Annotated in this window: 27 protein-coding genes; 6 read left to right on the top strand and 21 right to left on the bottom strand. The window is 56.4% G+C overall.

Annotation, left to right across the window (positions count from 1 at the left end; all coding sequences use genetic code 11):
• Window positions 1-18: 18 nt before the first annotated feature.
• Window positions 19-951: a LysR family transcriptional regulator gene (locus tag ABLU73_RS06225; protein WP_130972159.1), complete on the bottom strand. Its 933-nt coding sequence runs from the start codon at window positions 949-951 to the stop codon at window positions 19-21.
• Window positions 952-1,130: 179 nt separating this feature from the next.
• A complete protein-coding gene (dsbG, locus tag ABLU73_RS06220; RefSeq protein WP_048294379.1) occupies window positions 1,131-1,880 on the bottom strand; it encodes a thiol:disulfide interchange protein DsbG in 750 nt (249 codons plus the stop codon).
• 410 nt (window positions 1,881-2,290) lie between these two features.
• On the opposite strand from dsbG, the gene ahpC reads away from it, so the two are divergent.
• Window positions 2,291-2,854 carry an alkyl hydroperoxide reductase subunit C gene (ahpC, locus tag ABLU73_RS06215; RefSeq protein WP_002894394.1) on the top strand — a complete coding sequence of 188 codons (564 nt, stop codon included), beginning with the start codon at window positions 2,291-2,293 and terminating at the stop codon, window positions 2,852-2,854.
• 242 nt (window positions 2,855-3,096) lie between these two features.
• Window positions 3,097-4,662 carry an alkyl hydroperoxide reductase subunit F gene (gene ahpF / locus ABLU73_RS06210; RefSeq protein ID WP_017899084.1) on the top strand — a complete coding sequence of 522 codons (1,566 nt, stop codon included), beginning with the start codon at window positions 3,097-3,099 and terminating at the stop codon, window positions 4,660-4,662.
• A gap of 77 nt (window positions 4,663-4,739) precedes the next feature.
• On the opposite strand, the gene uspG is transcribed toward ahpF, so the two are convergent.
• From uspG to dcuC, 4 genes are all read right to left on the bottom strand, one after another.
• Entirely contained in the window at window positions 4,740-5,168 is a 429-nt protein-coding gene (uspG, locus tag ABLU73_RS06205; protein WP_002894401.1) for a universal stress protein UspG, read from the bottom strand.
• 188 nt (window positions 5,169-5,356) lie between these two features.
• Window positions 5,357-5,767: a nucleoside diphosphate kinase regulator gene (rnk, locus tag ABLU73_RS06200; RefSeq protein WP_004885849.1), complete on the bottom strand. Its 411-nt coding sequence runs from the start codon at window positions 5,765-5,767 to the stop codon at window positions 5,357-5,359.
• A gap of 179 nt (window positions 5,768-5,946) precedes the next feature.
• A complete protein-coding gene (gene rna / locus ABLU73_RS06195; RefSeq protein ID WP_004885850.1) occupies window positions 5,947-6,744 on the bottom strand; it encodes a ribonuclease I in 798 nt (265 codons plus the stop codon).
• 92 nt (window positions 6,745-6,836) lie between these two features.
• Window positions 6,837-8,210: an anaerobic C4-dicarboxylate transporter DcuC gene (dcuC, locus tag ABLU73_RS06190; RefSeq protein WP_023319964.1), complete on the bottom strand. Its 1,374-nt coding sequence runs from the start codon at window positions 8,208-8,210 to the stop codon at window positions 6,837-6,839.
• A 337-nt stretch (window positions 8,211-8,547) separates the two neighbouring features.
• Between dcuC and pagP the strand changes: the two genes are divergently transcribed.
• Both pagP and cspE read left to right on the top strand, forming a co-directional pair.
• On the top strand, window positions 8,548-9,066 hold the full coding sequence (gene pagP, locus ABLU73_RS06185; protein WP_004885852.1) for a lipid IV(A) palmitoyltransferase PagP: 519 nt from the start codon (window positions 8,548-8,550) through the stop codon (window positions 9,064-9,066).
• 194 nt (window positions 9,067-9,260) lie between these two features.
• Window positions 9,261-9,470, top strand: coding sequence for a transcription antiterminator/RNA stability regulator CspE (cspE, locus tag ABLU73_RS06180; protein WP_002439184.1), 210 nt, complete (start codon window positions 9,261-9,263; stop codon window positions 9,468-9,470).
• 67 nt (window positions 9,471-9,537) lie between these two features.
• Here cspE and crcB read toward each other — a convergent pair whose 3' ends face one another.
• Window positions 9,538-9,921 (bottom strand): fluoride efflux transporter CrcB, encoded by a 384-nt coding sequence (crcB, locus tag ABLU73_RS06175; RefSeq protein ID WP_114264422.1) that lies wholly within the window; start codon window positions 9,919-9,921, stop codon window positions 9,538-9,540.
• An 89-nt stretch (window positions 9,922-10,010) separates the two neighbouring features.
• Here crcB and ABLU73_RS06170 point away from each other — a divergent pair, with 89 nt between their 5' ends.
• On the top strand, window positions 10,011-10,799 hold the full coding sequence (locus ABLU73_RS06170; RefSeq protein ID WP_264923474.1) for a deaminated glutathione amidase: 789 nt from the start codon (window positions 10,011-10,013) through the stop codon (window positions 10,797-10,799).
• A 242-nt stretch (window positions 10,800-11,041) separates the two neighbouring features.
• Window positions 11,042-11,248, top strand: coding sequence for a twin-arginine translocase subunit TatE (tatE, locus tag ABLU73_RS06165; protein WP_004885862.1), 207 nt, complete (start codon window positions 11,042-11,044; stop codon window positions 11,246-11,248).
• Window positions 11,249-11,437: 189 nt separating this feature from the next.
• On the opposite strand, the gene lipA is transcribed toward tatE, so the two are convergent.
• The 14 genes from lipA to lptE all read right to left on the bottom strand — a co-directional run bounded on the left by lipA (window position 11,438) and on the right by lptE (window position 24,311).
• Window positions 11,438-12,403 carry a lipoyl synthase gene (lipA, locus tag ABLU73_RS06160; protein ID WP_004885864.1) on the bottom strand — a complete coding sequence of 322 codons (966 nt, stop codon included), beginning with the start codon at window positions 12,401-12,403 and terminating at the stop codon, window positions 11,438-11,440.
• Between the two features lie 180 nt (window positions 12,404-12,583).
• Window positions 12,584-13,543 (bottom strand): YbeF family transcriptional regulator, encoded by a 960-nt coding sequence (locus ABLU73_RS06155; RefSeq protein ID WP_017899088.1) that lies wholly within the window; start codon window positions 13,541-13,543, stop codon window positions 12,584-12,586.
• 130 nt (window positions 13,544-13,673) lie between these two features.
• Entirely contained in the window at window positions 13,674-14,318 is a 645-nt protein-coding gene (lipB, locus tag ABLU73_RS06150) for a lipoyl(octanoyl) transferase LipB (protein ID WP_004885871.1), read from the bottom strand.
• A 104-nt stretch (window positions 14,319-14,422) separates the two neighbouring features.
• Entirely contained in the window at window positions 14,423-14,686 is a 264-nt protein-coding gene (ybeD, locus tag ABLU73_RS06145) for a DUF493 family protein YbeD (protein ID WP_002894474.1), read from the bottom strand.
• A 112-nt stretch (window positions 14,687-14,798) separates the two neighbouring features.
• On the bottom strand, window positions 14,799-15,998 hold the full coding sequence (dacA, locus tag ABLU73_RS06140; RefSeq protein ID WP_002894539.1) for a D-alanyl-D-alanine carboxypeptidase DacA: 1,200 nt from the start codon (window positions 15,996-15,998) through the stop codon (window positions 14,799-14,801).
• Window positions 15,999-16,137: 139 nt separating this feature from the next.
• On the bottom strand, window positions 16,138-17,280 hold the full coding sequence (gene rlpA, locus ABLU73_RS06135) for an endolytic peptidoglycan transglycosylase RlpA (protein WP_243813523.1): 1,143 nt from the start codon (window positions 17,278-17,280) through the stop codon (window positions 16,138-16,140).
• An 11-nt stretch (window positions 17,281-17,291) separates the two neighbouring features.
• Window positions 17,292-18,404 (bottom strand): peptidoglycan glycosyltransferase MrdB, encoded by a 1,113-nt coding sequence (gene mrdB / locus ABLU73_RS06130; protein WP_004885876.1) that lies wholly within the window; start codon window positions 18,402-18,404, stop codon window positions 17,292-17,294.
• Window positions 18,404-20,305, bottom strand: a complete 1,902-nt coding sequence (gene mrdA / locus ABLU73_RS06125; protein WP_004885880.1) for a peptidoglycan DD-transpeptidase MrdA — start codon at window positions 20,303-20,305, stop codon at window positions 18,404-18,406. Before mrdA ends, mrdB begins: the two co-directional genes overlap by 1 nt.
• A gap of 27 nt (window positions 20,306-20,332) precedes the next feature.
• Window positions 20,333-20,800, bottom strand: a complete 468-nt coding sequence (gene rlmH / locus ABLU73_RS06120) for a 23S rRNA (pseudouridine(1915)-N(3))-methyltransferase RlmH (RefSeq protein ID WP_002894620.1) — start codon at window positions 20,798-20,800, stop codon at window positions 20,333-20,335.
• Window positions 20,801-20,803: 3 nt separating this feature from the next.
• Window positions 20,804-21,121, bottom strand: coding sequence for a ribosome silencing factor (rsfS, locus tag ABLU73_RS06115; protein ID WP_002894623.1), 318 nt, complete (start codon window positions 21,119-21,121; stop codon window positions 20,804-20,806).
• A gap of 223 nt (window positions 21,122-21,344) precedes the next feature.
• Window positions 21,345-21,974, bottom strand: coding sequence for an adenosylcobalamin/alpha-ribazole phosphatase (locus ABLU73_RS06110; RefSeq protein ID WP_004885883.1), 630 nt, complete (start codon window positions 21,972-21,974; stop codon window positions 21,345-21,347).
• Between the two features lie 72 nt (window positions 21,975-22,046).
• On the bottom strand, window positions 22,047-22,697 hold the full coding sequence (gene nadD / locus ABLU73_RS06105) for a nicotinate-nucleotide adenylyltransferase (RefSeq protein WP_023319968.1): 651 nt from the start codon (window positions 22,695-22,697) through the stop codon (window positions 22,047-22,049).
• The gene (gene holA / locus ABLU73_RS06100; RefSeq protein WP_004885888.1) at window positions 22,690-23,721 is read right to left on the bottom strand and encodes a DNA polymerase III subunit delta; all 1,032 of its coding nucleotides are present in this window, start codon (window positions 23,719-23,721) and stop codon (window positions 22,690-22,692) included. The genes nadD and holA overlap by 8 nt, the downstream gene beginning before the upstream one ends.
• Entirely contained in the window at window positions 23,721-24,311 is a 591-nt protein-coding gene (gene lptE / locus ABLU73_RS06095; RefSeq protein ID WP_043521626.1) for an LPS assembly lipoprotein LptE, read from the bottom strand. The genes holA and lptE overlap by 1 nt, the downstream gene beginning before the upstream one ends.
• Window positions 24,312-24,325 lie beyond the last annotated feature (14 nt).

The following is a 24,325-nucleotide window of genomic DNA, read 5'->3' as shown; positions in this document are numbered from 1 at the left end:
GGGTAAATAGTGGATATGTTATCCATTGTTATTAATTTTTGGTTGTGATGCTACTCTATCATTCATTAGAATGCTGATTAATTCAGATAAGAAATGATTCTGCGAAGATGAATGATGGTGGTTAATATATATTGTGATATCCGGGAAGAGATTGTCTATATTGATGACGTGAAGCTGCATAGTGGGTGAAATAAAATCAAATAAATAGGAAGGAACGAAGCCAATTAAGTCGGTTTTACTGATCATATTAAGAATGGTCATAAACGAGTCACTGCGAAAGGCGATATTGTTCGGGTTCAGCCACGGCATGCTGCTCTGCTGAACGCGCTGAATCACGGGATCGTTGGTGATGTAGTGGGTAAAAAACTCCTGCGCCAGCGCTTCAACCGATGTGAGTTCCTCACGCCGCGGATGGTCCATCCGGCACAACGCCAGCGTCTGCACCGTCTTATAGGGCTGACAAATAGTAGCGCGGTTGTTGATGGGCATTCGGGTGAATACCAGATCCGCCTGGCGATACGCCAGCAACTCCTCCGCCGATTCCGTGGTGGTCAGGTTATGGTGCTCAATCTGTAAATTAGCCTGATGACAGAGCTGGTTAATCATAAAATGGCTGTTTACTGAACAGAACAGCGGCGGGCCATATATCACAATACGCTTTCTCAGTTCGGTGCGTTTATTGAGATTGATTGTTTTTTCCAGTTGTTCAAGGTTTTGTTGCAGATGATAATGAAGATTGACGGAGGCGGTGGTGGGCGTCATGCCTTTCCCGACCCGAACAAATAGCGGATCATTTAATTGTTGGCGCAGACGCTGCAATGACTGACTCACCGCCGACGGGGTGATAAATAACGTCGCCGCCGCTTTGCTGATGCTTAAATGTTGATATATACACTCAAAAATAACCAATAGGTTTAAATCGAACTTTTTCAGGTCGTAAAGATTTGCCATTAATGCAGTCCTGTGTATTATCAGTGCGAATTGAAATATTCATAATAAGAATGTTGAATGGCTTAATATGCGTGGTGTGAATTTATTTTTGGCCAGTAATATTAAGCTTTGCTTAATATATCTTATTGTCGATAGCGGCGCCAGCGGTGGTTGTTGTCTGGCGCCACTCCACAATAAGATTATTTCTTTTCACCCATCATAATTTGTAGCTTCTCTTTATCCGGCAGGCCGACCACCTGCTGCAGCATATTGTCCTTATTCATATAATAAATGGCTGGCGTGACGTTGGCCCCCAGATCGTCCATCAGCTGCTGATTGACGTTGAGCATTTTCATTTTCTCGGGCGGGATAGCCTTTGGGATCGTCAGGGCCATTTTGCCGTTCGATTGCTCGTAATCATGCCAGGTTTTCGCCGGATCTTTACTGGCGAGAATCGCTGCGGCAGTGACCGGGCTCTCCGGCTTGATCACGCCCACCAGCAGGGTGCGGATCTGCACTTTACCGGCGTCTACCCAGGGACGGGACTGCTGCCAGAACAGTTTGCAGTAAGGGCAGAAGGGATCGGCAAAGACATACAGCACGATGGGGGCGTCTTTGTTGCCATCCTGCAGCCAGTGGGCGCTGGCCATCTTCTTCCACATCTCTTGTCCCGCCGGCGTGTAGAGTTCTTTTTGAAACAACTGCTCGCTGAGGTTGTTGCCGTTCTCGTCATACATATAGCCGGAAATGGCATGTTTGCCGTCTGGCGTGAGGTAGATGGCGACGCCCATATCCTGGTATTTACCCAGCCAGCCTTTCATTCCCCCCGGCGCGTCAAAGGGTTTGATGATAGTAATGCCTTGTTTTTCAATAGCTTTTACCGGAGCGGGTAGTTCTTCCGCATAGCTGCAAAAAGGCAAAAGGCTGAGCAACAGCAGACGTTTTAACATGAGTATTCCTTGTAAAATCAGCAGGAAAGGAAGAAAGATTGCCAAACCTATTACAGTTATAGGCAGGATCAGCAGAACGACGGATTGCCCTTTCCTGGCGTGGGTGATGTAATCCTGGATGCTGTTACATTAAGGTAATGTAGAGCGCAACACATAGCCAGTCTGACTGGCGCTGAACCTACCTTCGGGTATTTCAGGTAACGGGGCCGCCTGAAAAGGTGGCCTTTTTACTTTTGTCGCGGCAAATGATGCGAAAAACAGCGAACAGCGCTGAACGCGTCGCCAGGTTCACAAAGTTGTCTTGTTCCGGTTGTTAGATAACGCTTATTGATTCGATAATGTAAACGCATTGGTCGGGTCAGGAAAAATTCGTTAACTTAGACCTCAACGAAAACACGGAGGAAGTATAGATGTCCTTAATTAACACCAAAATCAAACCGTTCAAAAACCAGGCATTCAAAAATGGTGAATTCATCGAAGTCACCGAGAAAGACACCGAAGGCCGCTGGAGCGTCTTCTTCTTCTATCCGGCTGACTTCACCTTCGTCTGCCCGACCGAACTGGGCGACGTGGCTGACCATTACGAAGAACTGCAGAAGCTGGGCGTAGACGTTTACTCTGTTTCTACCGATACCCACTTCACCCACAAAGCGTGGCACAGCAGCTCTGAAACCATCGCGAAAATCAAATACGCGATGATTGGCGACCCGACTGGCGCCCTGACCCGTAACTTCGACAACATGCGTGAAGATGAAGGTCTGGCTGACCGCGCCACCTTCGTGGTTGACCCGCAGGGTATCATCCAGGCAATCGAAGTTACCGCTGAAGGTATCGGCCGTGATGCGTCTGACCTGCTGCGTAAAATCAAAGCGGCGCAGTATGTTGCTTCCCACCCAGGCGAAGTGTGCCCGGCGAAATGGAAAGAAGGCGAAGCGACGCTGGCTCCATCTCTGGACCTGGTCGGTAAAATCTAAATTTCCGTCGCCTTTCACGCTATAGCGGCGTTGGCGTTGCCTGCTCACCCCGGTCACTTACAGGTGTAAGCTCCCGGGGATTCTCAGGCTAGCCGCCTTGCTCTGGCGCGACATGCTCAGGAAATTGCGTAGATTATCAGGGCGCTTTGGCGCCCATTTTATTCCAACACCATGATGCAAGCGCATTCAGGCAGCCTGACAAGGCCGCTTGCATGATGATGTTTTAAGCCCAGGAGATAACAATGCTCGACACCAACATGAAAACCCAGCTCAAGGCCTATCTTGAGAAGCTGACTAAGCCTGTTGAGCTGATTGCCACGCTGGATGACAGCGCTAAATCGGCAGAAATCAGGGAACTGCTGGCTGAAATTGCTGAACTGTCAGACAAAGTCACCTTTAAAGAAGACAACACGCTGGCGGTACGCAAGCCATCGTTCCTGATTACTAACCCAGGTTCCGACCAGGGCCCACGCTTTGCGGGCTCCCCGCTGGGCCACGAGTTTACCTCGCTGGTGCTGGCGCTGCTGTGGACCGGCGGTCATCCGTCGAAAGAGGCCCAGTCTCTGCTGGAGCAGATCCGCGATATCGATGGCGACTTTGAGTTTGAAACCTACTACTCGCTCTCCTGCCATAACTGCCCGGACGTAGTCCAGGCGCTGAACCTGATGGCGGTGCTCAACCCGCGTATCAAACATACGGCGATTGACGGCGGGACGTTCCAGAATGAGATCACCGAGCGCAACGTGATGGGCGTGCCGGCGGTGTTCATGAACGGCCAGGAGTTTGGTCAGGGACGGATGACGCTGACGGAAATCGTCGCCAAAGTGGACACCGGTGCGGAAAAACGCGCAGCGGAAGAGCTGAATCAGCGTGACGCTTACGATGTGCTGATCGTCGGTTCCGGCCCGTCCGGCGCGGCGGCCGCGGTTTACTCTGCGCGTAAAGGGATTCGTACCGGCCTGATGGGCGAACGCTTCGGCGGCCAGGTGCTGGATACCGTGGATATCGAAAACTACATTTCGGTGCCGAAAACCGAAGGCCAGAAGCTGGCCGGGGCCCTGAAAGCGCACGTTAGCGACTATAACGTCGATGTGATCGACTCCCAGAGCGCGACCAAACTGACGCCGGCGGCGACAGAGGGCGGCCTGCACCAGATCGAAACCGCCTCCGGCGCGGTGCTGAAGGCGCGCAGCGTCATCATTGCCACCGGGGCGAAATGGCGCAATATGAACGTGCCTGGCGAAGATCAGTATCGCACCAAGGGCGTAACCTACTGCCCACACTGCGACGGTCCGCTGTTTAAGGGCAAACGCGTGGCGGTAATTGGCGGCGGTAACTCCGGCGTGGAAGCGGCTATCGACCTGGCGGGCGTCGTGGAGCACGTGACCCTGCTGGAATTCGCACCGGAGATGAAGGCCGACCAGGTGCTGCAGGATAAAGTCCGCAGTCTGAAGAATGTCGATATCATTCTCAATGCGCAGACTACGGAAGTGAAAGGCGACGGCAGTAAGGTCACCGGTCTGCAGTACCGTGACCGGGTGAGCGGCGATGAGCATCATGTCGCGCTGGCGGGGATTTTCGTGCAGATCGGCCTGCTGCCTAACACCACCTGGCTGGAAGGCGCGGTTGAGCGTAACCGTATGGGTGAGATCATCATCGATGCGAAGTGCGAAACCAACGTCAAAGGCGTATTCGCCGCCGGTGACTGCACCACTGTGCCGTACAAGCAGATTATTATCGCGGCAGGGGAGGGGGCGAAAGCGTCGCTGAGCGCCTTTGACTACCTGATCCGCACGAAAACCGCATAACAAGTCAGACAATAGACCTGCATAACCAAGAGGCTACCCTGGGGTAGCCTCTTTTTTTATGCTCTTTTTCCTCAACCTTACCTGACGACCATCACCGGGATATGGGCATGACGGATGACGCTCGAGGCGTTGGATCCCAGCAGGTGGGTACTGATGGAGGGATTGCGTGAGCCAATCACCACCACGTCGGCGTTTATTTCACTGGCCAGTTCGTTGACCATGTCGCGCACGCTGCCGAAACGCACATGCAGCTTGATACGTGAGGGGTCAATGCTGAAATGGCTGACCATGGTCTGCAGGCGGGTTTCCGCCTCATGCTGCAGATGCTCCTCAAAACGCCGCAGGTCGGCGGTAAACCGGCTCATGGTGAAGCTCGCTGAACCGGGTAATACGTGGAGCAGATGGATTACCCCGTCCTGCTGGGCCAGAAACTCCGCGTGCCGGACGGCTTTATCGCTCAGCGCCATCTCAAAGACATCAACCGGCATAATGATAGTCTTATACATATGCAATCCTCCTTGTTCGTTTGCGTCTATATCAACATATTATATGCGGATATTGTGTCATTCAGGTCGCAAAACTGTCAGTCAGGCAGGCGCAAAGCGTAAAAAAAGGTTAGCGGGGGGTAAGACAGCAGAAAGAGGATGTGTGGACATCCTCTGAATAAAGCGCGATACGCCTCAGGCAGCGGAGATTAGCGGTGGAATTCGCCAGCGGCTTCCGGCTGGTACAGCAGCGCCAGCACTTCCAGGTGCGTTGACGCCCCGCCCGGCAGCTCCCAGTGAATGGTGCTGCCGACCTTGAGGCCGAGCAGAGCGGCGCCCACCGGCGCGAGGACCGAGAGCTGGCTGGCGCTGTCGGTCACCTGCGACGGAAACACCAGCGTCCGCACGCGCTCTTCACCGCTGGTTAAATCGCGGAATTTAACCGTACTGTTCATGGTGACGACATCGTGCGGCATCGCTTCCGGCGCCAGCATTTGCGCGCGGTCGAGCTCGTCGTTCAGGGCATCGGCAACCGGCGAGCTGGCGAAAGCTGGCTGCTCCAGCAGCCTGTCGATACGTTCGGCATCCAGTTCGTTAATGATGATTGCGGGTCTGGTCATTGCATACTCCATGTTATCCAGGAACCTGTCCGTAAAAGAAAACCCTCGCCGAAAAAGGCAAGGGTTAAGGTTCTCCCATCATACTGAGAGTTGCCGGCAGTTTGAAGTGATGAAACGCACAATCAGCGCGCAACGCCCCCCCGGCGAACGACGTTTTCTGGTCAGCACGCGGCGTCGCGCTAGTGGCCAACCTTATCGAGGATAAACTGCGCGCCGCAGTTACCTGGGTGAGGCTGAGGCAAAAAGGCGGAAGTGGCCAGCGGGGCATTGATGGTCGCGGCGTTGAGCGAGATTTGCATCTCGGTCAAATAGGCCGGATTACCGTTACAGGTTAATTTAAACGCCTTCACGCTCTGCGGACCCCAGGCGCGGGCCACAGCGGCGTCGAAGTCGGCGCGGCTAACGGTTTGGCCATAGTGTTTGGCAAGGAAATCGCCCACCGGGCTGCGCTTAATTTCTCCATTCAGGCGCACCATGGTGCCAAAATAGCTGTCGGGATCGAAGCCGAAGCAGACGCCATGTTTGGCGTATTCGTAACGTTCGAGGCAGGAGGTGCCGCCCGCGCCCGGCATCACGCTATTCAGTTTGTTGGCCATCTCCAGCGACAACCCGGTCTCCGCCGCCTGACATTTGCGGTTCGCTTTCACCTCCGGCATGTCGGGCACCGGGCGCGTGGCGCAGCCGTAGCGCATCCAGCGTCGTTCATCCACTCCGCGCGCGGCAATGGACTTTGGCAGCCCGGGCCACAGGCCATGCACGGTCAGAAAATCGGCTTTATTCGCGGTTTCCTGCTGCAGGCGACACTCTTCCGGTTCATTGCGGTTACGGTCATACATGCTCTGACAGAATCCGGTTTGCCAGGAGAGGGCCAGGACATAGCGGTCAAAATCAGCGTATCGCGTCGCGGTGAGCGGTTCAGCGCCGGCCTGAGTGGCGGTAAGCACAAGGGCAAGCGCGGCGAATTCCTTCCTGAACATGTTTATTCCTGATTGTGGATGGCAAAAGATAACGGGGGGTTATTAAAGCATAAAAAAGGCGCCTGCTGGCGCCTTTTCACGTGGTTAGACCATTAGTGGACCGCGCTGCCGGGGACGAGGATCTCGGTCGCGACGATCACCACCAGCAGGCCAACCATCACCGGCACCGAGGTGCGTTTGACCACTTCGAACGGGGAAATCTTCGCCATCCCGGCGACGGCCACCACCACGCCAGAGACTGGCGATATTGTGCGGCCAAGGTTCGAGGCCTGCAGCATCGGGATCGACAGATAGGCCGGATTGATGCCGGAGGAGTGCGCCAGCTTGGGGATCATCTCGACAAAGGCGTAGAACGGGGCATTGCCGGAGCCGGTGGTCATCGCCGCCAGCATGGTCAGGATCACCAGCACCAGCATCAGAATAATACTGGCCGAGCCGAAGGAGGTGGCGATGGAGATCAGACCATTGATGAAGCCGATGGTGCTTAATCCCTGAGCAAAAACGCCGGCGGCGACCAGCAGCATCACCACGCCGGCGAAGGCGTCAGCCATTCCGCGGTAGGCGACTTCCAGTCCGCTGAAGACGTTTTTGGTGTTGAACCCGCGCAGGAATTCGAGGATCGCCGCCAGCAGCATGCAGCCGACGAGGATGGTAATAATGTGCAGTTCCGGTCCCCATTTGCCATCGAAGATCAGCACGCCAATAATCGGCGTAAACGGCAGGATGGCGTACAGCGCCGGAGCGTTGGTGGTGATCTCGTTGACGTCGAGCATTTCGTGGGAAATGTTCTCTTTTTTATCCAGGTAGCGCTGCCAGAAGAAGTGGGCGATCGCCATGCAGATGATAGCGGCGATGGAGATCGGCAGCGTGGTCTTAAAGGCAAAGTCGATCAGCGGCATTTCGGCCGCTTTGGCCGCCAGCACGACGTCGCCCGAGGTGGGCGAAAGGATAATCGCCGCCGGCGAGGCGCAGATGGCCGCCGCCGCCCCGCGGCTGATACCGACGTTTACCATCACCGGGAACAGGGTCGCCATCAGCAGCACGCCGAGGCCGGTCGCGGAGGAGACGGCCAGTGACATCAGGCAGGCGACAAAGTAGGCGGCAATCATCAGCAGATAGGGCGAATTGATATAGCGCAATGGCTTTGAGGCTAATTTCACCACCATATCATTGGCGCCAATATGAGTCATATAGGTGGCGAAGCCGCACAGCATCATGATCATCATACCCAGATCGCCGCCACGGCTCATGAGGAGAATCTTAATGTATTCAATAATGTCAGTGGCGGAGTAACCGGTGCCCGCGGTATTGCCTGGTAAGACTTTATGTCCCAGCAGGGCGCTGACGATCAATAAGATTAAGCCCCCGACGAACAGCACCCCGGTGGCCGAGTAGCCTTTGATGATATAGCGGGCGACGCCCACAATGACCACGATCCCGATCAGGATCTCAATAAACGTCAGCATTTATTACCCCTAAGCCCAAAGAATATGTAGTGAAAAAGCGTCACACCAAATTTTAATGTGCGAATGTGCCGAAAAAACGGACGAAACTCGCTGATGCAAATCAATAAAGCGACAAGAACTACGCGTCCCCGTTACGCCTGGATATAATCACCAGATGGATAGTTAAGTGGTTCTGATGGTCAGCGGGAGAAAATCAGGAGTTTGCCTTATTTCGTTCAACCTGTATTGAGACTATCTTTGCTATTTTAGGTGGCTTTTAAATGAAAGTGGTAATAGAAAAGTGTTGATGTTACGTCGTTTTTCATTGTTTTCTCTTGGTTTTTTAGGATGGTTATTGGTGTCCGGAAACGCCAGCGCGTCGTTTTCATCGACCCTTAGCGAAGGTTACCATACCTTAAGTAATAACGTTGCGCAGACCTGGAATGAGCCAGAGCACTATGATCTGTACGTTCCAGCCATCACCTGGCACGCGCGCTTTGCCTACGATAAGGAAAAGACGGATAAGTATAACGAACGTCCGTGGGGGGCCGGTTTCGGCGTCTCCCGCTGGGATGAGAAAGGGAACTGGCACGGCCTGTACCTGATGGCGTTTAAAGACTCTTTCAATAAGTGGGAGCCCATTGGCGGCTACGGCTGGGAGAAAACCTGGCGCCCGCTGACGGATCAGAACTTCCGCCTCGGTCTCGGCTATACCCTTGGGGTGACGGCGCGCGATAACTGGAACTACATTCCGATTCCGGTGATCTTGCCATTAGCGTCAATAGGTTACGGTCCGGCAACGTTCCAGATGACCTACATTCCCGGCACCTACAATAACGGTAACGTTTACTTCGCCTGGGCTCGCATACAGTTTTAATTCGCTAAGTCTTAGCAATAAATGAGATAAGTGACGCGTCTTGTGGAAAAACAAGGACTAAAGCGTTACCCACTAAAAAAGATAGCGACTTTTATCACTTTTTAGCAAAGTTGCACTGGACAAAAGGTACCACAATTGGTGTACTGATACCCGACACAGCATTAGTGTCGATTTTTCATATAAAGGTAATTTTGATGTCTAAGATTAAAGGTAACGTTAAGTGGTTTAATGAGTCCAAAGGATTCGGTTTCATTACTCCGGAAGATGGCAGCAAAGATGTATTCGTACACTTCTCTGCAATCCAGTCCAACGGTTTCAAAACTCTGGCTGAAGGTCAGCGCGTAGAGTTCGAAATCACTAACGGTGCCAAAGGCCCTTCTGCTGCAAACGTAATCGCTCTGTAAGCAACGCGTCAGTAGAATATAAAAACCCGCTAAACAGCGGGTTTTTTTTTGCCTGTTGATTACGCCTTTAGCGGCTGGCTGCTTGCGAGAAGAGCCAGAAGGCGACAGCCGTCATGGCAAACGAACCCAGCAAGTTCACCGCAACGTTGAGGAGCGCCCAGCTCACTCGCCCCTGCTGCAGAAGAAACACCACTTCCGCAGAGAAGGTGGAAAAGGTGGTCAACCCGCCGCAGAAACCTGTGGTGATCAGTAGCTTCCACATCGGGTCAATGCCGGTCAGTCGATTAAACCACGCCAGCCCGGCGCCGATCACAAAGGCGCCTAACAGGTTGGCGGTCAGCGTTCCAATAGGGATAGCATGGTGCATAGGATTGAGCTTCATGCCGAGCCACCAGCGCAAAACGCTGCCGGTGCCGCCGCCAATAAAAACGGCGCAAAGAAGTTGAAACACGGTCGTTTCCTGCTATTTGATGTAAGAGAGTGTCAAGTGTAGCGCGCAACGGGCGCAATTGGCTATTCATAACCTGACGGGAGAAAAACATGCGGGTAGCGGCAGGGCAGTTTATCGTCACGCCAGTATGGCAGACGAATGCGCAAACTTGTGTGGCGATGATGCAGCAGGCGGCGCGTGAAGGGGCGGCGCTGCTGGTGCTGCCGGAGGCGTTGCTGGCACGTGATGACAACGACCCGGATCTGTCGGTGAAATCGGCCCAAACGCTGGATGGGGCGTTTTTGCAGCTGCTGCTGGCCGAGAGCGCGCATTACGGCCTGACGACGATCCTGACGCTGCATGTGCCGTCGGGGGAGGGAAGAGCAACCAACACGCTGGTGGTATTGCGTGAAGGGAAAATCATTGCCCATTATCACAAACTTCATTTATACGACGCCTTCGCAATGCAGGAGTCCCGGCGGGTGGATCCCGGCCGGCAAATTCCCCCGGTGATTGACGTGGCGGGATTTCGCGTTGGCCTGATGACCTGTTACGATCTGCGTTTTCCGGAACTGGCGCTGTCGCTGGCGCTGAACGGTGCGCAGCTGCTGGTGCTGCCCACCGCATGGGTGAAAGGGCCGCAAAAAGAGCATCACTGGGCGACGCTGCTGGCAGCGCGCGCGCTGGACACGACCTGCTACGTCGTGGCGGCAGGCGAATGCGGGACGCGTAACATCGGGCAGAGCCGCATCGTCGATCCGCTGGGGACCACCGTGGCGGGCGCGGGGAGCGAGCCGCAGTTGATCTATGCCGATATTTCCGCAGACTACCTTGCGCGGGTTCGCGAGCGTTTGCCGGTGCTGCAGAACCGACGGTTTGCGCCACCGCAATTATTGTGACGTTTTTTTAAACAAGGCTTGATTCACCTTGTTACAGATTGCTATTGTGTCCGCGCGCCAAATACCCGTATTGTTTATCCCAATAATTCGCTGTGCACGTCAGGACGGACACCCCAGCGCTCACTCCCGGAGGGGAGGCCTCGGGCTGAATCACGCGGCCCGCGCACAGGTGGATTACAATATGACGGATAAATACGTGTATGATGGCGTATTCGCAGCTTGTATAGAGAAGAAGGTTAGCTATGGGTGAGATTAGTATTACCAAACTGCTGGTAGTCGCAGCACTGATTATCTTAGTGTTTGGTACCAAGAAATTACGTACGCTGGGCGGCGACCTGGGTTCGGCTATCAAGGGCTTTAAAAAGGCCATGAACGAAGATGACGATAGCGCGAAGAAAACCACCGCTGAAGACGAAGTACCGGCGCAGAAGCTCTCTCATAAAGAGTAATTCTCCGGCTGCGTCCCGTGGCGGGATGCGGAAGGTTCGGCGAAGAGGCCGCGACGTTTACGTTGCGGCCTTTGTTGTTTTTATCGACGCCGCGCAGGAAAGATGCAACTAATTGTTACGGGAAGGCGAAGCGGATGAAGCGAAGAGCGCCGCTGCGCCGGGAAGTGACGCAGCGGGAGAAGCGGCAGGTTATTTAACTTCCATCCCTTTAGCCTGCAGGTCGGCATGATAGGAAGAGCGAACGAAGGGGCCGCAGGCGGCGTGGGTGAAGCCCATCGCCATGGCTTCTGCTTTCATCTCTTCAAACTCTTCCGGACTAACGTAACGCTGCACTGGCAGGTGGTGACGGCTCGGCTGCAGATACTGGCCTAACGTCAGCATGGTGACGCCATGACGGCGCAGGTCGCGCATAACTTCGATGATCTCGTCGTTGGTTTCGCCCAGACCCACCATCAGACCGGATTTTGTTGGGATCTCCGGGTGCGCTTCTTTAAAACGCTCCAGCAGCTTCAGCGACCAGTTATAATCCGCGCCCGGACGCACCTGACGATAGAGGCGCGGTACGTTTTCGAGGTTGTGGTTGAAGACGTCCGGCGGGGTCACCGTCAGAATCTCCAGGGCGCGATCCATGCGGCCGCGGAAATCCGGGACCAGCGTTTCGATCTTAATCGTCGGGTTTTTCTCGCGAATGGCGCTGATGCAGTCGGCAAAATGCTGTGCGCCGCCATCGCGCAGGTCGTCACGGTCCACCGAGGTGACCACCACGTAGCGCAGCCCCATATCGGCGATAGTTTGCGCCAGCTTCTGTGGCTCGTTCGCATCTGGCGCGACCGGGCGGCCATGCGCGACGTCGCAGAATGGGCAACGGCGGGTACAGATCGCGCCGAGGATCATAAAGGTCGCGGTACCGTGGTTGAAGCATTCTGCAAGGTTCGGGCAGGAGGCCTCTTCGCATACGGAGTGCAGGCCGTTCTTACGCATCGCTGCTTTGATTCCCTGGATACGGGACGAGTCTGCCGGAAGTTTGATTTTCATCCATTCCGGTTTTCTGAGCAGAGCTTCACGCTCAGTTGCCACGTTCTTCACCGGGATAAGGGCCATTTTATCGGCGTCGCGGTACTTAACACCGCGTTCCATCACAATGGGTTTACTCATAGCGTGCGTGTTCCAGTTGCGAGTCACGAAGGAAAGCGAATTAATTCAATGAAATGTTGCAATTATCAACTATTTTTGAATCAAGAGCAGGCAGTATACCATTGAAAAGGGGCAGAAAGCAGCCTGCCTGCCCGGCAAATTGTAAAATAGTTGTTGTTTTATCCTTTTCCCTTCCGTGCGCTACGCCTTAAACGCCTGGATCACGGTCTCAATGATCTCTTTCAGCAATGGCTCTTTCCCGCTCTGCTTATTGAAGTGCAGCGCAACATCAATCTGTTCTTCCCGCAGGGAGGGAACATCCAGGGTTTGCAGCGGCCAGAGACGGGATACCATGGCGAACAGGCGCTCGGTGGTTAGCCCCAGCATATCGCTCTCGGCGATCATTGCCGCCTGGGTCAGCAGGTTGAAGGTGCTGAAACCGCAGCGGCGCTCGCCCATCTCCTCCTGCAGTCGACGATGCAGCGTAGGGTAGCGCTGGCCTTCAGGCAGCAGCAGCGCAAACTCGTATTGCGCGAGGGCGGATTCATCTTGTGGACCGTCCAGCGCAGGATGCCCAGCGCGGCAGTACATCTGCACCCGATCCTGATACAGCACGTGATGGCTTAGCGCCTGACCGCTGTGCAGATGGGTGTCGATTAACAGATCCACCTGGCGCTGGTCGAGCTGCCGCGCGGCGTCGGTAAGGGCGATGTTGTGCAGCAGGATCTGCGGAAAGGCCGGCTTCAGCGCGCTGGCCAGGCAAGGCATCAGCAGCGCCCCCATGGCTGGCGTAGTGGCGATAGTGATCACCCGCTGCTGGTCCGGGCTGCCGGTGATATCCAGCGCGCTAAGGAAAGCCTCCATACCGCGGCTGATGTACTGGTGAAGGTGGGTGGCATAGGCGGTGGGCGTCACGCCCTGGCCTTTGCGGATAAACAGCGGATCGGGGAACAGCGCCCGCAGTTTGTTAATTGACTGGCTAATGGCCGACGGCGTGATATTGAGTATCTTCGCGGCATTGACGATACCTTTGTGTACATACACGGCTTCGAAGATGGTCAACAGATTGAGGTCAATATTACGCAGGATGCGAAACATCTGACGGTCGTAACGTTCGTCCTGTCTGTCAGGAGATTCTGACGGCGGCGTATTCTCTGGCACGCGATGAGTCCGGTTGGGAATGATAGGCCAAGTATAGCGGCCCGCGGCGTTGCCGTGCGTGACAATTGATTGCAAAAATAATGTGTTACTTGTTCAGCCCCCCGCCGTCAGCGGGGCGCTGATCTGCCGCTTAACCCTGAGGCAGGTATTCGTGCGGGGGATGGTTCAACAGCGCCAGCAGATTGGCGACCAGCCGCGGAGCGACAGTCTCCGGGGTGGCTTCCGGTAGCCACTGGCGCATTTGCGTCATCTCCATACCGGCATAGCCGCAGGGGTTGATACGCAGAAACGGCGTCAGATCCATCGCGATATTGAGCGCCAGGCCGTGGAAAGAGCAGCCTTTACGGATCCGCAATCCCAGAGAGCAGATTTTGCGATCGCCGACGTAGACGCCAGGGGCATCGGCGCGGGGGTGCGACTCAATCCCATATTCGGTAAGGGTATTGACGACCGTTTGCTCCAGCAGCGTCACCAGTTCACGCACCCCCAGCTTGCGGCGCTTGAGGTTCAACAGGACGTACATTACCTGCTGTCCCGGGCCGTGATAGGTTACCTGGCCGCCGCGATCGCTTTGGATCACCGGAATATCACCGGGCACCAGCAGGTGTTCCGCTTTGCCGGCCTGACCCTGGGTAAAGACCGGGTGATGTTCTACCAGCCAGATCTCATCGAGGGTATCTTCATCACGGGCGTCGGTAAATTCATGCATCGCCTGCGAGACGGGTTCGTAAGGTTGCAGGCCAAGCTGCCGGATTAGAATTTTATTGTGCTGCAAAACAACATCTCCGCCGGGAAGAGAGAATTCAGGTCGGGGAGTATATCACAGCCGTGTGAAAGGGAATGAGAAGACCCGGCACGGCGGCCGGGTCAGGGAAAGGGTTACAGCACCATCCGAACGATATCTATATTGCCTAACTCTTCGTACAGCGTTTCCACTTGTTCAATGTGGGTGGCGTTGATGGTGATGGAGACCGAGTGGTAGTTACCTTTGCTGCTCGGTTTTACTGACGGCGAGTAATCACCAGGCGCATGGCGCTGTACCACTTCCACCACCTGATCAACCAGCTCAGGCAACGCCTGCCCCATTACTTTGTAAGTAAATGGCGTAGGGAATTCAAGCAGTTCGTTAAGTTTGGTTTTCATGTCAGCTCCGGTGTTACGACAAAATAATAACTCCCACCAAGGGCGGGAGTTATCAGGTTACTTGGATGAATAGTATATGGGGATGGAAATCACACTTTCAAGCGTTCGATTTTTAACCAAACCAGTGGTGGAACATTAATTTAATGTAATCAATAATTTTACCGAAGAAATTACCTTCCGGAATTTCCTGCAGCACCACCAGCGGGCGCTGGTCAATGGTTTTACCATCCAGCTGGAAGTTAATGGTGCCGACGACCTGGTTTTTCTGCAGCGGGGCATGCAGCTCAGTGTTATTCAGCACGTAGCTGGCTTTCAGATCTTTCATCCGGCCGCGCGGGATGGTCAGGTAGACGTCTTTATCCACCCCCAGCGAAGCGCGATCGCTGTCGCCGAACCAGGCTGGTTCGGATGCAAACTCTTTGCCGGCTTTAATCGGGTTGACGGTTTCGAAGAAGCGGAAGCCCCAGGTCAGTAGTTTTTTGCTTTCCGACTCACGCCCTTTGAACGTCCGGCCGCCCATTACCGCCGAGATCAGACGCATCTGGCCTTCGGTGGCGGAAGCGACGAGGTTGTAGCCTGCTTTGTCGGTGTGGCCGGTTTTGATGCCGTCGACGTTCAGGCTGTTATCCCACAGCAGGCCATTACGGTTCAGCTGGCGGATGCCGTTGAAAGTGAACTCTTTCTCACGATAGATCGAGTATTCGTTCGGCACATCGCGGATCAGCGCCTGGCCAATCAGCGCCATGTCGCGCGCCGAGCTGTACTGGCCGTCAGCGTCGAGGCCGTGAACGGTCTGGAAATGGGTGTTTTTCAGGCCGAGGGCGTTGACGTAGTTGTTCATCAGGCTGACGAAGGCATCCTGGCTGCCGGCGACATAGTCGGCCATCGCCACGCAGGCATCGTTACCGGACTGCAGGTTGATACCGCGGATCAGCTGGGAAACCGGCACCTGCATCCCCGGTTTGAGGAACATCAGGGAAGAGCCTTTGAATACCGGGTTGCCGGTGGCCCAGGCGTCGTTGCCGACGGTGACCAGATCGGACTCTTTGAATTTGCCCGCTTTCATCGCCTGACCAATAACATAGCTGGTCATCATTTTGGTCAGACTGGCCGGGTCGCGGCGGGAGTCGGCGTTGTTTTCAGCCAGCACCTTGCCAGAATTGTAATCGATAAGGATCCAGGATTCGGCGTCAATCTGCGGGGCGCCTGGGATCATCGTTTTGATATTCAGGTCATCGGCGCGGGCAGCGGAGGAGAGCGCTGCAACGGAGAGCGCCGTGATGAGTAAACGAGCGGTGAAAGAGGTCTTCATGGTCAGAACAACGGCATCCGTGATGGAGTTAAAAAAAGTGCCTTACTATAGCAAATGCTCTGCGGGCCAGCATCCGACATTGCGCATGAGTTTGTTAATGACTTTTACATGCGCAAGGTGAACGGGCTGCCCGCGGCCTTTAGTTGGCGCGAGTAATAAAGGACTGCAGCTGCGCTTCGCTTTGCAGGCGCTGCTGAACGGCGCTGGCCTGCGCCTTGTCGGCAAATGGTCCCAGCTGAATACGCCACACCGCGCCGTTTTGCATGACCCGGCCTGGCACAGAGAACTGCTGGCTCAGACGCTGCTGATACTGCTGCGCCCGCGCCTGGTCGCTCACTGCGCCCACCTGGACGACAAAGTTACCGCTGGCGCTGGAGGTGGCGGAAGAGGAAGCGGCAACGGCGCCGGCGGCTGCGGCCGCTGCGGGCGCGACGCTACCCTGGATGGAGCCGGGGGCGGTCACCGGCGCTGCTGGCGTGGCGCCGGCGGCAGGTGCGGTCACGGTGGCGGCCGCGGGTTCGCTGCTCTCCAGCACGCCGCTGTTCAGCGGCGTCGGGGCGCCGAGGAAACCGCCGCTGTTCACCGGCGCGCCAACGCTGTCTTCCGGCTTCAGCGTGCTGTTGCTGATCGGACGAACGTCAGTGGGCGCGGGCTGGCTCATGCCAGCGGCGTCACCGCCGTCCAGATTCGGACGGGCGGGCAGGGCGTAAGTCTGTTTGGCGACGGTGGTACAAGCCATTCCCGGGCCGGAAAGCGAACCGTCAGGCGCGACGATGATGGGGTCGATACGCACTTTGGTGTTGTTCGAGGTGTTCAGGCGGTCGGCGGACGCGCGGGAGAGCGAGATAACCCGATCGTTGCCGTAGGGACCGCGATCGTTAATCCGCACCACGATCATGCGCCCGTTGGCGAGGTTGGTGATCCGCGCATAGCTCGGGATCGGCAGCGTCGGGTGCGCCGCGGTCAACTGCGTCGGGTCGAAGGTTTCACCGCTGGCGGTCAGGTTGCTGTTGGGTTCCGCGTCATAGATCGCCGCGAAACCGGCCTGAGTAAAGTTTGCCGGATCCTGGACGATTTTGTAGCGCTTACCGTCGCGCTCATAATCCTGATTCGCCGTCGCGTTCGGCGTTTCATACTGCGGATCGGCGCCGCTGATCTCAACCGTCGGGCCATTACAGACGGCCGGCTGTGGAGTACTGACCGTCTTTTGTTGCACGTCATCACTCGAACATGCCGCCAGCAGCCCCGCTGCTATGCAGATCCCCAGCCATTGCTTACGCATTGCGAACCCCTTTAAACGCTTTTCGACAACATTTTTCTGTGGGTATGGATCGACATCACGATACCAAACCCGGCCATCAATACGATCAGGGCGGAGCCCCCGTAGCTCACCAGCGGCAACGGTACGCCCACCACCGGTAAAATACCACTCACCATACCAATATTTACGAAGACATAAACGAATAAAATCAACATTAAACCACCGGCCATGACCCGGCCAAAGGTGGTCTGCGCCTGGGCGGCGATCCACAGTCCGCGCATGATCAGCAGAATATAGAGCGCCAGCAGGATCAGCACGCCAATCAGGCCCAGCTCTTCGGCGAGAACGGCGAAGATAAAGTCGGTATGGCGTTCCGGCAGGAACTCGAGCTGCGACTGGGTGCCGTGCAGCCAGCCTTTGCCGCGCAGACCGCCGGAGCCAATGGCAATTTTAGACTGAATAATGTGATACCCCGCGCCCAGCGGGTCGGTTTCCGGATCGAGCAGCATCATCACGCGCTGGCGCTGATAGTCGTGCATCAGGAAGAACCACAAAATCGGGATAAAGGCGGCGACCAGCACCACCGCAATGCCGATCAGTCGCCAGCTGAGGCCGGAGAGGAACAGCACAAACAGACCGGAGAGGGCGATCAGAATCGAGGTCCCGAGGTCAGGCTGCGCCGCTACCAGCAGCGTCGGCAGAAAGATCAGCACCAGGGCAATACCGGTGTTCTTCAGCGAAGGGGGGCAGACGTCGCGGTTAATAAAGCGCGCCACCATCAGCGGCACGGCAATTTTTGCAATCTCCGACGGCTGAAAGCGGACGATACCGAGATCCAGCCAGCGCTGCGCCCCTTTGGAGATGGCGCCGAAGGCGTCGACGGCCACCAGCAGAATAATACAGAAAATATAGAGATAGGGCGCCCAGCCTTCATAGACCCGCGGCGGGATCTGCGCCATGACGATCATGATCACCACGCCCATGGCGATCTGGCCGATTTTACGCTCCATCATGCCGACGTCCTGACCGCTGGCGCTCCAGATAACCAGTGCGCTGTAGGTCAGCAGCGCCAGCAGGATCAGCACCATGGTGGGGTCAAGATGGATCTTATCCCACAGCGATTTTTTGTTCGGATTATCCGTCATTATTGATCCTCCCCTGCGGTCACCGCCGGGTTTTCGCTTGGTAGCGTGGTGTTGTTATCGCCCAGCATGATGTGATCGAGGATTTGGCGCATAATCGTACCGACCGCCGGGCCGGCACCGCCGTTTTCCAGGATCATCGCCACGGCAACCTGCGGGTTGTTATAAGGCGCAAACGCCGTCATCAGTTTATGGTCACGCAGACGCTCAGAGATTCGGTGCGCGTTATAGGTTTCGTTGGCCTTCAGGCCAAACACCTGGGCGGTACCGGACTTGGCCGCGATTTTATACGGCGCGCTGGCGAAATACTTGTGCGCGGTGCCGTTGCCGCGGTTGGCCACGCCGAACATGCCGTCTTTGGCGATTTCCCAGTAGCCGGAATGAATGTCGCCTACCGGCGGCTCATGAGGCTGGACCCACGGAACGGGCTTGCCGTCTTCCACGGTGCTTTGCAGCAGGTGCGGCACTTTCACCACCCCGTCGTTAATCAGGATCATCAGCGCTTTGTTCATCTGGATCGGCGTGGCAGTCCAGTAACCCTGGCCGATGCCCACCGGAATGGTGTCCCCCTGGTACCAGGGTTTCTTAAAGCGTTTGAGCTTCCATTCGCGGGTCGGCATGTTGCCCGAGCGCTCTTCGGCAAGGTCGATACCGGTATAGTGGCCGTAGCCAAACTTGCTCATCCACTCCGCGAGGCGATCGATGCCCATGTCATAGGCGACCTGATAGAAATAGGTATCCGCGGACTCCTCAAGCGCTTTGGTGACGTTCAGGTGGCCGTGGCCCCATTTTTTCCAGTCACGATAGCGTTTTTCCGAGCCGGGCAGCTGCCACCAGCCCGGGTCAAACAGGCTGGTATTGCGGGTGATCACCCCGGCGCTCAGCGCCGAGACGGCGACGTACGGTTTGACCGTCGATGCCGGCGGATAGACCCCTTGCGTCGCACGGTTGACCAGCGGCGTGTTCGGATCGTTGAGCAGGCCGGAGTAATCTTTACTGGAGATGCCGTCGACGAACAGGTTCGGGTCGTAGCTCGGCGTCGAAACCAGCGCCAGAATGGCGCCGGTACGCGGGTCGGTGACCACCACTGCGGCGCGGCTACCAGCCAGCAGCGTTTCGATATACTGCTGCAGCTTGAGGTCAAGGGTGAGGTAGATGTCGCGTCCGGCCTGCGGCGGCACCTCTTTGAGCTGACGAATCACGCGGCCGCGGTTGTTCACTTCAACCTCCTCGTAGCCGGTCTGACCGTGCAGGACGTCCTCGTAATAACGCTCAATACCCAGCTTACCGATGTCGTGGGTCGAGGCGTAGTTGGCCAGTTTGCCCTCTTTATCGAGGCGGTCGACGTCTTTATCGTTAATTTTCGAAACGTAGCCGATGACGTGCGTCAGCGCCGAGTTATAGGGATAGTAACGGCGCTTGTAGCCTTTGACTTCCACGCCGGGAAAGCGGTACTGGTTGACGGCAAAGCGGGCCACCTGCACTTCGCTGAGGTTGACCTTTACCGGAATCGAGGTAAAGCGATGGGAGCGGGCGCGCTCCTTTTTGAAGCCGGCGATATCATCGTCGGTTAAATCGACGACGTCGCGCAGCGCATCCAGCGTTTGCTGCACGTTATCGACTTTCTCCGGCATCATCTCCAGCTGATAAATGGTGCGGTTAAGCGCCAGCGGAGTGCCGTTACGATCGTAAATAATGCCGCGGCTCGGCGGGATCGGCACCAGCTTGATGCGGTTTTCGTTCGAACGCGTCTGATAGTCGTCGAAGCGAACGATTTGCACATTGTACAGGTTGGCGATCAGAACGCCGGTAAGCAGCAAAATCCCCAAAAAAGCGACCAGCGCCCGGCGCACGAACAGCGAGGATTCAGCCGTATAGTCGCGGAAAGAATTCTGTAATTTCATTCGCTGCTCAGTCTACCCTGATCATCATTACTCACGGTGGTACGGATGGTTGGTGGTAATGCTCCACGCCCGATACAGGCTCTCGGCCACCAGTACGCGCACCAGCGGGTGAGGTAAGGTGAGGGTGGAGAGCGACCAACTCTGTTCCGCCGCTGCTTTACAGGCTGGAGAGAGGCCTTCCGGGCCGCCGACCAGCAAACTGACGTCGCGCCCGTCCTGTTTCCAGCGTTCCAGTTCGCGCGCCAGCTGCGGCGTATCCCATGGTTTACCCGGAATATCCAGGGTCACGATGCGGTTTTTACCGGCAGCGGCTAACATCATCTCGCCCTCTTTTTCGAGGATGCGCTTGATATCAGCGTTCTTGCCGCGCTTACCGGCTGGGATCTCCACCAGTTCGAACGGCATATCTTTGGGAAAACGGCGCAGATACTCGCTAAAGCCGGTCTGTACCCAGTCCGGCATTTTGGTGCCAACGGCCACCAGCTGCAACTTCACGCATTAACTCCAGAGTTTTTCCAGCTCGTACAAACGACGGCTCTCTTCCTGCATGACGTGAACCATCACGTCGCCGAGGTCGACGACGATCCAGTCGGCGGCGGCTTCCCCTTCAACGCCCAGCGGCAGCATGCCGGCGGCGCGGGATTCCTGAACCACGTGGTCGGCGATGGACATCACATGACGCGTGGAGGTGCCGGTGCAGATAATCATGCAATCGGTGATGCTGGATTTGCCATGTACATCAATGGCAACGATGTCCTGACCTTTCAGGTCATCAATTTTGTCGATAACAAAATCCTGGAGTGCTTTACCCTGCAAGTGTTCCCCCTGGGTGCGTGAAGATTGATAATCATAAAGAGCCTGACAGTATACCTGAACTGATGAAAAAGTCGGGTGAAATGTCTGTCGGCAGGCGTTCGCGGCGGGGTATCATCCCATCCCTCGCCGAGGATTGCATCGCCATTTTTGTAAAACAATTTTCTGCAAAGCGGCTTTGGCGGATGCTGCCTGGCAGCGGAGAATAGCAGCCTGCTCTGGCCTGTCAATGGTTCGGCGGGAATTCTTCTTCCGACTGCCAGACGGCCTGGCTATTTAATACCCGCAGGGTGGTGAAATCGTGGCGGATTTCGAGCAGGCTCCAGGCGCCATGGGCTATCGGAAAGTGCCACATCGCCGCGGCGGGCATCTGCAACAGCAGGGCGGTCAGCAGGCTCAGAACGCCCTGATGGCCGACGATCAGCAGATGGTCAAGATGGCGGCAGTCGGTCAGCGTGGGGATAAACTCGCTGACGCGGCGGGCAAAACGCTGAAAGCTTTCGCCGTTAGTAGGGGCCGCGTGCTGCCAGTCAGCACACCACGCGGCATAGTTTTGCGCATCTTCTCGTTGAAGGTCGCGATGATGACGCATCTCCCAGTCGCCGAAAAACATCTCATTGAGCGCGGCATGGCATTCGCGCGGGATAGCGCGATCGCCAAGCAGCAGATCGGCCGTTGTCCCGGTCCGCGCCAGCTCGCTACAGAAGACTTTATCGAAAGGCACCGCGCGCAGCCGTTCGCCGAGCGCTCGCGCCTGAGCGACGCCTCGCGGCGTCAGGGGCGTTGGGGCATGGCCGCTGTATAATCCGGCAACGTTGGCTTCGGTTTCGCCATGGCGAACTAACCATAATTTCATGAACAGGCTCTGACAGGCGATGGAGAGGTGGCGTTACCATAGCGCTTTTTTCGCGTCAGGCCCAGCGCGGGGTCAGCAATAGAGACCCTGCTCGCGGATGTAGTCCAGCACCGCGGCCGGCAGCATCTCGGCGCAGGACTCGCCGCGCTCGAGGCGCTGGCGAATGATCGTCGCCGAAATATCGAACCACGGTGTCTCAGCCAGGTAGATCACGCCGGAAGGGCGGCGATGCAGAGATTCCACATCGTGGGTTAAATGGCGATCCAGCCAGCGCTGATCGGCCTCATGGGCCATGGTCAGTGGGTAACCCGGCCGGCGGCAGACAATCAGGTGAACATTGTCGAGGATGGTTTCATAGCGGTGCCAGGTGGGAAAGGTGAGCAGCGAATCCTGGCCAATGATAAACGCCAGCGGCTTGTGCGGCCCCTGCTCCTGGCGCCACTCCTGCAGCGTTTGCGCCGTCCAGGAGGGGGTATCGCGCTGCAGTTCGCGTTCATCGAGCGTGAACAGCGGCTTATCGGCAATCGCCAGCTTCAGCATGTGCACGCGCTGGGCGCTTGTGGCTTCCGGTTGTGGACGGTGCGGCGGGACGTTATTAGGCATGATGATGACCTTGCTCAGGCCAATCTGATTCGCCAGGATCTCGACCGGCTTGAGGTGACCATAATGCACCGGATCGAAGGTGCCGCCATAGATTGCCTGTAAGTGAGTCATATCAACCATCAATAAAAACGTCCGCCAGGGCTTTGTGGCAGAGCAACAACGAAAGACTTTCCAGTTCGGGCCAGACGTCGTACCCGTAATCCTGTTTAAAGGTCAGTTCCGCGCGGGTCAGAAGAGTCACCGCCTGGCGCAGCTGTTCGCCGCTCAGTCGGGCGAGGGCGTCGCTGAGCAGCTGACGGCGGTTTTGCCAGACCCGATGTTTATCAAACAGCGAACGCAGCGGCGTCTGTGCCGACTGGCGCTTGAGGGTCACCAGCAGCAGCAGCTCCCTCTGTAGCGTACGCAGCAGGATCGCCGGCTCGCAGCCTTCAAGACGGAGCTGCTGCAGGACGTGCAGCACGCGCTTACTTTTGCCTGCCAGTAGGGCATCGACCCAATGGTAAGGGGTAAAGTGCGCGGCATCGTTCACCGCCTGCTCAACGCGGGGCAGCGTCAGCTTACCGTCCGGCCAGAGTAGCGCCAGACGCTCCAGCGCCTGCGCCAGCGCCAGCAGATTGCCTTCGTAACAGTAGCACAGCAGCTGGCTGGCCGCGTCGTCGAGCTGCAGCTGATGCTGTTTGGCCCGGGCGGCAAGCCAGCGCGGCAGCTGCGCGTATTCCGGCGTCTGGCAGCTGACCTGGACGGCGCGCTGCGCCAGCGCGGTGAGCCACGCGGCATTCTCCTGGGCTTTGGTCAACTTACTGCCGCGAACTATCAGCAGCAGGTCGTCGTGCAGCAGACCGACCAGCGTCGCCAGCTGTTCGTTGATCGCCGCGTTGGGGCCATTCTCTGGCAGGATTAGCAACAGGGTTTGCCGGCTGGCAAACAGGCTCATCGCCTGGCTTAAGGCGAAAAGCGCCTGCCAGTCGGTGCTGTTGTCGATAGAAAAGGTATGGTGTTCGGTAAAGCCTTGTGCGGCAGCGGCTTCGCGAATAGCGTCCTGGCTTTCCTGCAATAACAAAGGATCGTTGCCAAGCAGCAGATAGGCCGCGCGCAGCCCTTCAGTGAGCTGCGCGCGGAGCTGTTCCGGGTACAACCGAATCATCATTGACCCAGCGTGGTGGAGACGCGGTTACCCGAGGACGCCGGCGCGGTGTTGCCCGCGACCGGTTTTTCTTCCTGCTGGGTGGCTTCAACATCCGCTACCTGAACGCTTGGTAGTTTACGAATCAGCTGTTCCGCCGCTTTATCGTACATTTCCTGGATAATCATATCCTGCTCGGCGTCTTTGGCTAACGCCGCCTGCGGGTTATCAAAGAACGAACGATAGACCTTAGTGGTTATCGGATAGATATCGTGACCCGGGATCAGAACGCTGGCATGGACGGTCATGACCATCTGATATTCCGCCGTACGACCGTCCTGGAACACCGAGGCCGTATCTTTCTGAATCGACGAACCATCGAGGCGCAGAGAAGGGACATCTTTACGCAGCGTGCTGGCGTCGATCAGTTCCACGCCGTTAAGACGCAGCTGATTGCGCACCGCGCGGCTTAATGGGCCATTCGGATCGCTCGACTGGAAAATCATGGTTTTCATGGTGGTGGGCACCTTGGTAGTGCTACGCAGATGCCAGCCACAGCCGGCGGTGGCAAGCACCGCCAGAGATAACAACATTGTTACCAGATATCGCACGCTTCCTCCCGCGC

Origin of the sequence: Klebsiella sp. GG_Kp175, from assembly GCF_040062325.1 — a bacterium.
In the GTDB taxonomy this organism is placed as follows: Bacteria; Pseudomonadota; Gammaproteobacteria; order Enterobacterales; family Enterobacteriaceae; genus Klebsiella; species Klebsiella quasipneumoniae.
The sequence above is the reverse complement of the archived record's forward strand: the minus strand, read 5'-3'. Positions and strand labels throughout refer to the sequence as shown.